Below are 12,667 nucleotides of genomic sequence, written 5' to 3' on the forward strand. Positions count from 1 at the left end.
CAATAATAGCTCATGTGATCAAGGCTGCTCAGCTATCGCTGTCATTTAGCTGATTTTCAACAGCTTTTAGGCGCTTTTGCATCTCGTCGATCTTAAGAACGCGAGCTGCCGTTTTACGCCATTCGCGGTTAGTTTGCAGCGGGATACCTGAGGAGTATACACCGGGTTCAGTGATTGGTCTCATCACCATCCCCATCCCCGTGATAATCACCCCATCAGCTATTTCTATGTGACCGTTAATCACACATGCACCACCTATCTGGCAATGCTTACCGATCTTCAAGCTACCCGCCATCACAGTCGCACCTGCAATCGCAGTATTTTCGCCGATTGAAACGTTGTGCGCAATCTGACATTGGTTATCGATGATAACGCCATCTGCAATGGTGGTATCTTCAATCGCGCCACGATCAATCGTCGTACACGCACCAATCTCAACACGATCACCAATCACCACCGTGCCCGTTTGTGGGATCTTAATCCACTGGCCAGCTTTATTCGCGTAACCAAAGCCATCGGAACCAATGACGGAGTTTGATTGCACTAAACACTTCTCACCCATTTTTACACGGTGATAAATGGTGACATTAGCCCAAAGCTTGGTTTCTGCACCAAGCTCGGCTTCTTTACCCACGAAACAACCCGCGCCAATCTGGACGCGATCACCCAAAACGACACCTGACTCAATCACTGCATTGGCACCGATGCTCACCCCTTCGCCAAGCTTCACATCATCTGCAACAACGGCAGAGGGTGCAATATCGACAGCACAAGGTGGCGTGGTATCAAACAGTTGCGCACACCATGCATACGCGAGATAAGGGTCTTTGACCACAAGTGCGTTCGTTTGACAAAACTCGCGATCACCCTCTTTGACCAAAACAGCGGAAGCTTGTGAGTTTGCCAAAGCTTTGCGGTACTTACTGCTGGTCAAAAAGGTAATTTGTCCCTCTTTAGCCGTGTCAGTACTGCCCACAGAGCTCACCACGACGTCTCCGTCGCCATGTAGCTCTGCCTCTAAAAACGACGCTAGTTCAGCAAGTGTCATCTGGGTTGCCATAAAAATTCCTTACAGCGCTTTAATTACTTTCTCAGTTAGGTTGTGTGAAGGGTCGCCGAATGCAACAACGTTACGATCGATAACCATGTCGTAACCATTGGCTTCTGCCACTTCCTGCACAACGTCTTGTAGACGCTGAACCATTTTTTGCTCTTCCTCAGCACCACGACGACGCTGATCTTCTTGTAGTGCTTGCGCTTTTAGTTTGTAATCAGACTCAATCGCTTGAATCTCGCGCTCAAGCTTGCGACGCTCGTCTTGAGTCATCAACTCACCGTCACGCTGCAGCTTTTCTAGTTTTGGTTGTACTTTTTTCTCTAATGCCTGTAGTTCAGCAATGCGGTCTTTAAACTCACGCTGAAGCTTGCCATTCACATCAGAAGACACTGCAATCTCTTGCATGATTTGAGAGCTAACGACAAAACCTACTTTTTGTGCTGCTTGTGCCGCAACTGTCGCAGTGCTCAGAATCAGACCTAGTGATGCAGCTTTAATCCATTTATTCAAAACAGTTTTCCTCAAGAATCGTAATTAGAACGTTCGTCCAATTGTGAATGAAAAGAACTCATCGCGGTCGCCTTCAAACTTCTTGATAGGCTTAGCGAGAGAGAATACTAACGGCCCCATAGGTGACATCCACTGTAGGGCAACACCGTAAGAAGCACGGAAATTCGTTGGGTCAGAGTAATCATAAATGTACTGACCGCCACTGCCTATGCTCTTACCTGACAAATCAAACTCTGTGTCCCAAACCGAAGCCATATCGATAAAGACACTGGTGCGTAATTGATTTCGTGCCTCTTCTGAGGCAAATGGTGTCGGGACAAACAGTTCAGCACTCGCTAGCGCCATCCCGTTACCACCGACCGACTTATCTGTGCCAGTCAAACACTGGTTGCCACCGATAATGTCTCCGCCGCCACCCACACAGTTGGTGTTACCATCATAGACGGCTTTTGGACCTGCTGTGTTTGAGCGGAAGCCACGCAATGTAGTGAAACCACCCGCGTAGAAGTTTTCGTAGAATGGCAATAAATGGTCATTACCATCAATATCGCCATAGCCGTTTCCGTAGCCTAAACGTCCACGTAGCATAAAGCTGAACTCATGGCCGTCTGTCAGCGGGAAGTATTTTCTGACTTCGTACTGTGCTTTATAGAACTGTACATCTGAACCTGGGAAGGTCATTTTGTAGTAGGCGTTCTGATAGCTACCTGCCGTCGGGAAGAAACCACGGTTAAGGTTGTTGCGAGTCCAAGAGATTGACCAGTCAAAGTCATTGACGTTCAAGCTGTTATCTGAACGATCAATGTTAGGCTCTTGCACTTTCAAAAATTGCTCAATCTGTAAATATGCATCCAGATTAGAGATCTTGTTATGGGTGTAACCTAAGCCGAACTCAAAGAAGTTCAACTCATCAAACGGGAAACCCCATGTCAACGTCGTACCATAACTTTCATTGGTATAGTCAACAATGTTTGCATCTTTGGCTTCAAACTCGTTGTAGAAAATGCGCCCACCCAAAGAGACACCATCCAGCGTGAAGTAAGGGTTACGGTATTCTAGGCTGATATTTTTCTGATAATCGTTCATCATGGCATTAATACCAAATCGATTACCCGTACCGAGGAAGTTATCTTGCTGAATACCCGCCTGGAAACTCACACCTGACTCAGTACCATAGCCGATACCAAAGTTGATGTTACCCGCATTGGCCTCGCGCACAACATACTCAACATCAACCATGTCTTCCGTACCCGGTACACGATTGGTACGTACTTCAACCGTCTCGAAGAAGCCCGTACGGCTAAGACGCTCACGACCACGCTCAATAGAGGATGAGTTTAACCAGCTACCTTCCATTTGGCGCATTTCGCGACGCAGTACTTCGTCTTTGGTATTGGTGTTACCCGTGAACTCGATATTACGCACGTACATGCGCTTACCCGGGTCAATATTCACCATCAAATTCACGGTTTGATTATCGTCATCAAATTCAGGGAAAGTCTGCACCTGAGGGTAAGCATAACCTGAGTCTGCAAGCTTCTTGATCACCGCCTCTTCTAGGGCGGTGACTTTCGAGCCATTATAGATATCGCCCACCTCAAAGGTCGCCAACTCTGCATAGCCAGACGTATCGCCACCTTCGGTGTTACGGAAATCAATGCCTTTCACTGAGTACGGCAAGCCTTCATCTACCTGTAAGGTGATGTAGACGCCCTTCTTATCTGGTGAGATAGAGACATTTGTCGATTCAACACGAAACTTCAAATACCCCTCATTGAGGTACTTGGTACTAAGACCTTCTAGATCGCCGGCTAGTGCCTGCTTCTGGTAGTTTTCATTCGCAAGGAAGTTCCACCAAGGCACGTTAGCACGGAGTTGGAAACCGGCCGCTAACTCTTCATCTGTAAAGACACTGTTTCCGATAAAGTTAATCTGTTCAATTTTTGCAGACACACCTTCGGTAAAAACAAAGCGCAAATCAGCACGGTTACGCGGCAGTGGCGTTACGACCGCTTTAACGCTCGCGCTGTATTTACCTACGCTGTAGTAAAAGTCTTCAAGACCCTTCTCGATTTCGCGTAACGTCGTACGATCCAGTGCTTCACCAATACGGATGTTAGAGGCACCCAAGTTCTCGCTCAGTTGCTCCTCTTTCATCGCTTTGTTACCAGAGAAGCTAATGTTTGCAATCGTTGGACGCTCGGTGACTCGAATCAACAGTTGATCACCATCGCGGAAGACTTTCACATCTTCATAGTTGCCTGAGTCAAACAGGCTTCGGATGATCTCGGCGGCGTCTTTGTCGTCAACTCGATCACCAACCCGGACAGGAATTTGCAAAAGAGCAGCACCAAGAGTGACACGCTGGAGTCCTTCAAACCGAATGTCATCCACGACAAACGGTGCAGCGCCGTACGCAGCCATGCTGCTGCTAAACAATACTGACGCAATTAGCAGTTTCTTCATTGCCATTGTAATTGTGATTAATCCTTGTTACTTCGCACTCTGCCCTACTACTTCGCAGTAACATTACAGGCGGGTAAAATCATTAAATAGCGCTACGGCCATCAACGCTACAAGTAGCGCCGAACCTATCCGATATCCTACTTCTTGGACGCGCTCAGATACCGGACGGCGCGTAATTCCTTCAATTGCATTGAACAGTAGATGGCCACCATCCAATACTGGCAGAGGTAATAAGTTAACAATACCGAGGTTAACGCTGATCAAAGCCAAAAAGCCCAAGAAGCTAATGAGACCATAACCAGCTGTTGTTCCTGCACCTTTTGCAATCGAAATTGGCCCGCTGAGGTTGTTTAGGGCAACATCCCCAACGATCAGCTTTTTCACCATTTCAAAAGTCAGCGCCACCATATTCCAGGTTTTTTCCGCTGCCTTTCCAACAGCCGCTATTGGACCATATTGTAAATCAATAAGATAGCTCTCTGGCCATGCTTCACCTGCTGGCGCAATTCCGGCATAACCTGTCACGCCACCATCATGACCAGCCCTCGCATCCGGGATCAACTCAATAGCAAGACGTTGTCCTTGTCTTTCTATCTCCATGATCACCGCTTGTTCAGGGTTAGCTTGGATAATATCTACGACCTGTTGCCACTCCTGAAGTTCAGTTCCGGCAAGAGATAGTAGTTTATCGCCAACCTGTAAACCGGCTTTCGCCGCTGCACCCTCTTCCGCTACCATCGCCAACTCAAGTAAAATGGCTGGACGGTAGGGCGTTATACCGATCGTCTGAATTGGACTCTCTGACTCTGGGTCAAAACTCCAATGTTCAAGATTGAGGGAGAACGTTTGCTGGCGATTCGCATCCGTTGAGTATGCGGTAAGGGTTAAATCATCTTCCCCAATACGTGAAACAATGCCTAACGTTACCGATTCCCAATCTGCGGTTTTGATACCTGAAACAGAGGTAAGTTCCATTCCTGGTGTAATTCCTGCCTCTGCGGCAATGGAGTGCGGGGCAACGTCACCAACAATCGGCTTCACTGTCGGCACGCCGATAACAAAAATCGCCCAATAAGCAAAAAGTGCAAAAACAAAGTTTGCAATAGGGCCGGCTGCAACAATTGCACTGCGTTGCCAGAGCTTTTTGTTATTGAACGCTTCGTGACGTCGCTCCGCGGGGACGGGCTCAACACGCTCATCCAGCATCTTCACGTAGCCACCGAGTGGAATCATCGCCAAGGTGAACTCTGTACCGTTCTTCGCTGTGCGCTTCCATAGGGCTTTACCAAAGCCAATGGAAAAACGCTCAACATAAACACCACATCGTCTCGCTACCCAGTAATGACCATATTCGTGTACCGCAATGAGAATACCCAATGCGATAACAAATGCCCCAGCGTTCCATAACATCCCTAGCATGCCATCCCCTTGATCAGTTGTGTGGCTTGTTGACGGGTTATTCTATCCAGCTCGATAAGGCTTTCCAAGCAACTTGGCTCAGCAATATTGAGCTGATCGAGGATTGTCTTATTCACCACTGCAATATCTGTAAACGAAATCTGTTCATTTAAGAACGCAGCGACTGCAATTTCGTTCGCCGCATTCAGTGCCGTTGTCGCCCCTTGGCCGCTGTAACAGGCTTCAATCGCTAACGCCAGACATGGATACCGATCATAATCAGGCGCTAAAAAAGTAAACTCACCGACTTGGGTAAAATCCAGTGGTTTTACCCCGGCATTCACGCGATTCGGGTACGACATCGTACACGCGATAGGTGTACACATATCAGGTTCACCCATTTGCGCGAGTACCGAGCCATCCTTGTATTGCACCATGGAGTGAATAACAGACTGCGGGTGAATGATCACCTTCAGTTGTTCACGTTGGGCATTAAACAACCAACGAGCTTCAATATACTCCAACCCCTTATTCATCATGGTGGCAGAATCTACCGAAATTTTCGGCCCCATCGACCAATTCGGATGAGCAATCGCTTGCTCAGGTGTGACCTGCGCGAGTGACTCGATTGGACTGTATCGGAATGGGCCACCCGAACCAGTCAGCAAAATATGGCTGATGCCCGCATCGTCCAGATCACAGCGTCCCATACGGCGCTGTATCGCTTCCGGCATGCATTGGAAAATCGCATTATGCTCGCTATCAACCGGCAACAACTCAGCACCATGCTGTTCTACGGCATCAATGAACAGCTGACCCGACATAACAAGCGCTTCTTTGTTCGCCAAAAGCACGCGCTTGCCACTTTTCACTGCTGACATGGTTGGCATCAAGCCTGCCGCACCGACGATCGCGGCCATCACGGTATCAACATCATCAAGAGCCGCAATGTCGCAAAGACCCTGCTGCCCTGCAAGCACTTGTGTCTTACAACCCGCTTCGCGCAGTTGTTGCTGTAATGCTTTTGCCGCGGCTTCACTCGCCATTGCGGCATAGCGCGGTTGCCACTTAAGGCATAACGCCACCATCGCCTCGACATTACTGCCAGCGCCTAAGGCGACGATATTAAACAGTTCAGGGTTTTGCTGAGCGACCTTTAAGGTGCTAGAGCCGATAGAGCCTGTTGCTCCAAGGATGGTAAGATTTCGCATGCTATCACTTAATTGCCGCGGGACTTACCGCGGCTTTTAGGTTCAAAGTAGCCAAAGGTAAAGCAGCGCAAACACTGGGAATGCGGCTGTCAGGCTATCAATTCGATCGAGAATACCACCATGTCCCGGTAGAATTCGACCACTATCTTTGATTCCTGAGACACGCTTAAACATACTTTCAACAAGATCGCCCATGACAGAGGCAATGACAGCAATCATCGCAATCACCAACATGCTCCAAGGGGTCTGAAAAGGAATATTAAAGGCGTTTGCCCCGGCCCATGTTACGGCGATAGCCGCGACGATGCCGCCAATCAAGCCTTCAATCGTCTTATTTGGGCTAACTGCTGGCGCCATTTTATGCTTACCGAACGATTTTCCGCTGAAGTAAGCACCACTATCGGCAGCCCACACCAAGAAACAGACGAGCATCACTAACTGCGCGCCGTGGTAAGGGTTGGCATCATAATCGTAAGCACGCAACAGTAAAATGGACCAAAAGAAAGGAATGAGCGTCACTAGACCATAAAGCTGCCTAAACAGCACATGTGAAGCAATCATTGGTGTTGAGGCGGGATAGCGTACCACCATCACGGAGGCTAAAGCCCACCAAATGCCACCCAGCGCCAGCAACCCTTTGTGGCTAACAGTCAGCGCTTGAAGTGCTGCCACATCGGTCGGAAAGATCAATACAGAGGCAACAAGCACACTGCTCATTAACACGCTTTCAATCAGGCGCTTTGCTGGTCGAGTGAACTGACTCCACTCCCAAAAACCAATAAAAGTTAATCCGAGTAGAGCGAAAATAAAATAGTTAAAAGGTAAGAAAAAAATCCCGGCAACCACAAGTGGTGCCAAGATCATCGCTGTTAGGACACGTTGTTTCAGCAAACTGTAACCTCGTTATTCTTGTGTATGCTTGATCAGACGTGCGTGGCCTGGACTTGCTCACCCGTACAGCCAAAACGGCGCTCTCTATGAACAAACCAATAAAGTGCATCCTGTAAGGCGCGCTCATCAAAGTCTGGCCAGAAGAGGTCGGTAAAGTAAAGCTCGGCATACGCTGCCTGCCACAACATAAAGTTGCTAATTCGACATTCGCCACTCGTGCGAATCATCAAATCGACATTTGGCAAATCTGCCATCGTCAAATGTTGGGCTATATCAGTTTCTTGAATGTCATCTGGAGTCAGTTCTCCAGTTTGTACTTTCCTAGCCACGGCTTGTGCAGCTTGGACTATGTCCCACTGGCCGCCGTAGTTGGCGCATATATTCAAGACCATGCCACGATTGTTGGCGGTCAGGTTTTGCGCTTCTTCAATTTTGTTTTGTAAGCGTTTAGAGAATCGGCTGACATCGCCGACAACGCGTAGCTGGATGTTATTCTTGTGTAGGCGCTTTACTTCACGTCCTAGCACAGTAATAAATAACTCCATTAATACGCTGACTTCGTCTTCCGGACGTCGCCAGTTTTCACTACTAAAAGCAAACAGAGAAAGTACCTCAATACCAAGCCGACTGGCTTCGCTGACGGTCTTCCTTACCGCATCTACCCCTGCTTTATGACCAAAAACGCGCGCTTTGCCTCGGGCTTGAGCCCAACGACCATTGCCGTCCATGATCACAGCGATATGCTTTGGTAAGGCGTCAGAGGGAAGCTGTTCAGCCAATGTATGCTCTGTCATATCTCTCCCTAATAAACAAAAAGCGCCATGCAGCCGCACAGCGCTCCACTTTAGCAGTCGAGTGTATCTTAAATCAGACTTCCATCAACTCTTTTTCTTTGCCCGCAAGGACTTCATCCATGTTCTTAATTGCTGCATCTGTCAGCTTCTGGATGTCTTCTTGCGCGCGACGATCTTCATCTTCTGAAATCTCTTTTTCTTTCAATAGTGCTTTCACGTCTGCGTTAGCATCACGGCGAATGTTACGCACAGCAACACGGCCTTGTTCAGCTTCAGCACGTACAATCTTCACAAGATCGCGACGGCGTTCTTCTGTCAACGGTGGAAGAGGAACACGAATCACAGTGCCCGCTGACATTGGGTTAAGACCCAGATCAGACATCATGATTGCTTTCTCTACTTTCGGCGCAAGCTCTTTATCGAAAACGGTAATTGCAAGCGTACGAGAGTCTTCAGCAACAACGTTAGCCAACTGCTTAAGCGGTGTGTTCGCACCGTAGTACTCAACCTGAATGCCGTCTAGTAGGCTTGGGTGTGCACGGCCAGTACGGATTTTTGCTAGGTTGTTTTTTAGCGCTTCAACGCTTTTTTCCATGCGCTGCTGCGCATCATCTTTGATTTCATTAATCACTGTCTGTACCTTTTAAATCACTTTCCGGCTTCACAAGCCGAAAATTCCATTAGTCGTTTGAGATCAGTGTGCCTTCTTGCTCACCCATTACCACGCGGCGCAATGCACCAGGCTTGTTCATGTTAAAGACACGAATCGGCATATTGTGGTCACGAGCTAGCGTAAATGCAGCCAGGTCCATGACTTTCAGTTCTTTTTCCAGAACGTCTTGGTAAGCAAGCTTATCATAAAGTTCTGCGTCTGGGTTCTTTACCGGGTCATCAGTGAAAACACCGTCCACTTTTGTGGCTTTGAGCACAACATCTGCCTCAATCTCAATACCGCGTAGGCACGCAGCAGAGTCAGTGGTAAAGAACGGGTTACCCGTACCTGCTGAGAAGATAACCACACGACCTTGACGCAACAGGCTGATCGCTTCAGCCCAGTTGTAACTATCACACACACCATTCAGAGGAATGGCTGACATTACACGAGCGTTCACATAGGCACGATGTAGAGAATCACGCATAGCCAGACCGTTCATCACAGTTGCCAGCATACCCATGTGGTCGCCCACTACGCGGTTCATACCCGCTTCCGCCAAACCTGCACCTCGGAACAAGTTGCCGCCACCAATCACAAGGCCAACTTGTACGCCTAATTCAACCAGCTCTTTGATTTCTTGAGCCATACGATCGAGCACTTGGGCATCGATACCAAAGCCTTCATCACCTTGAAGTGCTTCACCGCTAAGTTTAAGTAAGATTCGTTGATAGGTTGGTTTAGGATTCGTGGTCATTCTTATACCTTCCAAATTTAGGAGAGTGTGGGAGTCATAAAAAGACCGCAGCCTTGGCCACGGTCCTTATTTATTAGCAACGAGTAAGGATTAACCTTTCTGTGCAGCTGCTACTTCGTCAGCGAAGCTCATTTGCTCGCCTTTGTCGATACCTTCACCAACTTCTAGACGGATGAAGTTAGAAACTGTCGCGCCTTTCGCTTTTAGGAAATCGCCAACAGTTTGCTTTGGTTCCATGATGAATGGCTGACCCGTTAGAGAAACTTCACCGGTGAACTTCTTCATACGACCAGTAACCATTTTCTCAGCGATTTCAGCAGGCTTGCCTTCGTTCATCGCGATCTCAACCTGAACTTGACGCTCTTTTTCTACAACGTCAGCTGGTACGTCTTCTGGGTTAACGTACTCAGGCTTAGAAGCAGCAACGTGCATAGCAACGTGCTTGATCGTTTCAGCGTCTGCTTCACCAGCAACAACAACACCGATACGGTCGCCGTGACGGTAAGAACCAACGTTAGTACCTTCGATGTAAGCAACACGGCGGATATCGATGTTCTCACCGATTTTAGCAACTAGTGCAATACGTGTTTCTTCGAATTTAGCTTTTAGGCCTTCAACGTCTAGCTTCTCAGCTAGAGCTGCAGCAGCAACTTCTTCTGCGAAACCTAGGAAGTTAGCATCTTTAGCAACGAAGTCAGTCTGACAGTTAACTTCAACTAGCGCAGCAACGCCGTCAGCTTCTTTGATAAGGATTGCACCTTCAGCAGCGATGTTGCCAGCTTTCTTAGCAGCTTTAGCAGCACCACTTTTACGCATGTTTTCGATCGCTAGCTCGATGTCTGCATTTGCTTCAACTAGAGCTTTCTTACATTCCATCATGCCTGCGCCAGTACGCTCACGCAGTTCTTTAACTAGGGCAGCGGTAACAGTTGCCATTGTTTATTCCTCTGTTTGAATATCACACAAGGTGTAAAATTCAGGGGCCCATAGGCCCCTGATAACCATTCTTTCGTCTATCGATTGTAGACAAAGATGCTCAAATGGAGCTGGTAGTCTTACTCAGCTTCAGCGACGAAACCGTCTTCTTCAGCTTGCTCAACGATGTCTTGGTTACGACCTTCAGTTACCGCAGCAGCGACTGCACCAGTGTACAGTTGGATTGCACGGATTGCGTCGTCGTTACCTGGAACAACGTAGTCAACACCGTCTGGGTTAGAGTTAGTATCAACTACTGCGAATACTGGGATACCCAGGTTGTTCGCTTCTTTAACCGCGATGTGCTCGTGATCTGCATCGATGATGAAGATAGCGTCTGGTAGGCCACCCATGTTCTTGATACCGCCAAGAGACTTCTCAAGTTTTTCCATTTCACGGGTGCGCATTAGCGCTTCTTTCTTAGTTAGCTTGTCAAAAGTACCGTCAGTAGACTGAGCTTCAAGATCTTTAAGACGCTTGATTGACTGGCGAACAGTTTTCCAGTTAGTTAGCATACCGCCCAACCAACGGTTGTTCACGTAGTACTGGTCACAGCCTAGAGCTGCTTCTTTGATTGATTCGCTGGCTGCACGCTTAGTACCTACGAAAAGTACTTTACCCTTACGCTCAGCAATTTTGCTGATTTGCGCTAGAGCGTCGTTGAACATAGGAACAGTTTTCTCAAGGTTGATGATATGTACCTTGTTACGAGCACCGAAAATGAATGGCTTCATTTTTGGGTTCCAGTAACGAGTTTGGTGACCGAAGTGTACACCAGCCTTAAGCATGTCGCGCATTGATACAGTTGCCATTGAAATATCCTCTATGGGGTTAGGCGTCCACATACCCCATTCTACCGACCGTCAGCAGCTATGCGTCGGGCACCCCGGAGAATGTGTCGATATGTGTGAGTCATTAAAAATAAATTCGTGGTGTTAACCGCACACCATCTTAGGTGACAGTAAGTACGATTACGGCGCGCTTTATACCATATTTTGCAGTCTATTTACTAGTCTTTTGGCTGCAAAAACCTTTGTTGGTTTTCAGAGCGCCTAGCCCCTGCTAACATAGAGCCGTATAGCAATATCAGCCAACTGAGACGATTAGATGACAATTACGATTAAAACCGCCGAAGAAATTGAAAAGATGCGCGTGGCCGGCAAGCTGGCTGCTCAAGTGCTAGAGATGATTGAACCCCATGTAAAACCTGGCGTTAGCACTGAAGAATTAGATCGTCTTTGTCACGAATTTATCGTTAACGAACAAGGTGCGATCCCTGCACCACTCAACTATCACGGTTTCCCTAAATCGATTTGTACTTCGATAAACCACGTCGTTTGTCACGGTATTCCCGCAGAGGAAGAGGGTGTCATTGACGGTTTCCGTAAAAAACCTGCCGTGCTAGCGGACGGTGATATTATCAACATCGACATTACCGTCATCAAAGATGGCTACCATGGTGATACTTCCAAGATGTTTGAAGTAGGTGAAGTATCAGTCGAGAACAAACGTTTGTGTCGTATGGCGCAAGAAAGCTTGTATCTTGCCATCAAAAAGGTGAAGCCTGGCTTGAAGCTGGGTGAAATCGGCACTGCTATCGAGAAATTCATCAAGACACAAAACAAAAATAATCCGCGAATGAAGCTCTCAATCGTGAAAGATTTTTGTGGTCATGGCATTGGTGCAGAGTTCCACGAATCACCGCAAGTCGTCCACTACAAAAACAATGACCGCACTGTGCTTAAAGCTGGCATGTGCTTCACCATTGAACCGATGATCAATGCTGGCCGGTACGGCTGTGATGTCGATGCAGAAGATGGCTGGACAGTTTACACTGTAGATAATAAGAACTCGGCGCAATGGGAACACACCTTGCTTGTCACCGACACAGGCTGTGAAGTGTTAACATTACGCGGTGAAGAAAGCCTGCCTAGACACGTGAAAGGCGCTTAAGCG

12 protein-coding genes are annotated in these 12,667 nt (G+C 47.8%); 1 reads left to right on the top strand and 11 read right to left on the bottom strand.

Annotated features, from left to right (window positions below):
• Positions 1-28 precede the first annotated feature (28 nt).
• The 11 genes from lpxD to rpsB all read right to left on the bottom strand — a co-directional run bounded on the left by lpxD (position 29) and on the right by rpsB (position 11,523).
• Entirely contained in the window at positions 29-1,060 is a 1,032-nt protein-coding gene (gene lpxD / locus TSUB_RS12885; protein WP_087022917.1) for a UDP-3-O-(3-hydroxymyristoyl)glucosamine N-acyltransferase, read from the bottom strand.
• Positions 1,061-1,069: 9 nt separating this feature from the next.
• Positions 1,070-1,567, bottom strand: a complete 498-nt coding sequence (locus TSUB_RS12890) for an OmpH/Skp family outer membrane protein (RefSeq protein ID WP_087022915.1) — start codon at positions 1,565-1,567, stop codon at positions 1,070-1,072.
• 24 nt (positions 1,568-1,591) lie between these two features.
• Positions 1,592-4,039: an outer membrane protein assembly factor BamA gene (bamA, locus tag TSUB_RS12895; protein ID WP_087022913.1), complete on the bottom strand. Its 2,448-nt coding sequence runs from the start codon at positions 4,037-4,039 to the stop codon at positions 1,592-1,594.
• A gap of 57 nt (positions 4,040-4,096) precedes the next feature.
• Positions 4,097-5,452, bottom strand: coding sequence for a sigma E protease regulator RseP (gene rseP, locus TSUB_RS12900; RefSeq protein ID WP_087022911.1), 1,356 nt, complete (start codon positions 5,450-5,452; stop codon positions 4,097-4,099).
• On the bottom strand, positions 5,446-6,642 hold the full coding sequence (gene ispC, locus TSUB_RS12905) for a 1-deoxy-D-xylulose-5-phosphate reductoisomerase (RefSeq protein ID WP_087022909.1): 1,197 nt from the start codon (positions 6,640-6,642) through the stop codon (positions 5,446-5,448). Before ispC ends, rseP begins: the two co-directional genes overlap by 7 nt.
• Positions 6,643-6,684: 42 nt before the next feature.
• Positions 6,685-7,530 (bottom strand): phosphatidate cytidylyltransferase, encoded by an 846-nt coding sequence (locus TSUB_RS12910; RefSeq protein ID WP_192867858.1) that lies wholly within the window; start codon positions 7,528-7,530, stop codon positions 6,685-6,687.
• Positions 7,531-7,565: 35 nt separating this feature from the next.
• Positions 7,566-8,327 carry an isoprenyl transferase gene (locus TSUB_RS12915; RefSeq protein WP_087022905.1) on the bottom strand — a complete coding sequence of 254 codons (762 nt, stop codon included), beginning with the start codon at positions 8,325-8,327 and terminating at the stop codon, positions 7,566-7,568.
• A gap of 73 nt (positions 8,328-8,400) precedes the next feature.
• Positions 8,401-8,958, bottom strand: coding sequence for a ribosome recycling factor (gene frr, locus TSUB_RS12920; RefSeq protein ID WP_087022903.1), 558 nt, complete (start codon positions 8,956-8,958; stop codon positions 8,401-8,403).
• Between the two features lie 49 nt (positions 8,959-9,007).
• Complete coding sequence (pyrH, locus tag TSUB_RS12925; protein ID WP_087022901.1) at positions 9,008-9,736, bottom strand: UMP kinase; 729 nt, start codon at positions 9,734-9,736, stop codon at positions 9,008-9,010.
• A 90-nt stretch (positions 9,737-9,826) separates the two neighbouring features.
• The gene (gene tsf, locus TSUB_RS12930; protein ID WP_087022900.1) at positions 9,827-10,672 is read right to left on the bottom strand and encodes a translation elongation factor Ts; all 846 of its coding nucleotides are present in this window, start codon (positions 10,670-10,672) and stop codon (positions 9,827-9,829) included.
• Between the two features lie 119 nt (positions 10,673-10,791).
• Positions 10,792-11,523, bottom strand: a complete 732-nt coding sequence (rpsB, locus tag TSUB_RS12935; protein ID WP_159064947.1) for a 30S ribosomal protein S2 — start codon at positions 11,521-11,523, stop codon at positions 10,792-10,794.
• Positions 11,524-11,818: 295 nt separating this feature from the next.
• Between rpsB and map the strand changes: the two genes are divergently transcribed.
• The gene (gene map, locus TSUB_RS12940; protein WP_087022896.1) at positions 11,819-12,664 is read left to right on the top strand and encodes a type I methionyl aminopeptidase; all 846 of its coding nucleotides are present in this window, start codon (positions 11,819-11,821) and stop codon (positions 12,662-12,664) included.
• The last annotated feature ends 3 nt before the right edge of the window (positions 12,665-12,667 follow it).

This window comes from Thaumasiovibrio subtropicus (assembly GCF_019703835.1).
In the GTDB taxonomy this organism is placed as follows: domain Bacteria; phylum Pseudomonadota; class Gammaproteobacteria; order Enterobacterales; family Vibrionaceae; genus Thaumasiovibrio; species Thaumasiovibrio subtropicus.

Coding starts and splice junctions, on each gene's coding strand:
- rseP (WP_087022911.1), bottom strand. CDS start 5,452: ATGCTAGGGATGTTATGGAACGCTGGGGCATTTGTTATCGCATTGGGT.
- lpxD (WP_087022917.1), bottom strand. CDS start 1,060: ATGGCAACCCAGATGACACTTGCTGAACTAGCGTCGTTTTTAGAGGCA.
- map (WP_087022896.1), top strand. CDS start 11,819: ATGACAATTACGATTAAAACCGCCGAAGAAATTGAAAAGATGCGCGTG.
- pyrH (WP_087022901.1), bottom strand. CDS start 9,736: ATGACCACGAATCCTAAACCAACCTATCAACGAATCTTACTTAAACTT.
- tsf (WP_087022900.1), bottom strand. CDS start 10,672: ATGGCAACTGTTACCGCTGCCCTAGTTAAAGAACTGCGTGAGCGTACT.
- ispC (WP_087022909.1), bottom strand. CDS start 6,642: ATGCGAAATCTTACCATCCTTGGAGCAACAGGCTCTATCGGCTCTAGC.
- TSUB_RS12915 (WP_087022905.1), bottom strand. CDS start 8,327: ATGACAGAGCATACATTGGCTGAACAGCTTCCCTCTGACGCCTTACCA.
- rpsB (WP_159064947.1), bottom strand. CDS start 11,523: ATGGCAACTGTATCAATGCGCGACATGCTTAAGGCTGGTGTACACTTC.
- bamA (WP_087022913.1), bottom strand. CDS start 4,039: ATGGCAATGAAGAAACTGCTAATTGCGTCAGTATTGTTTAGCAGCAGC.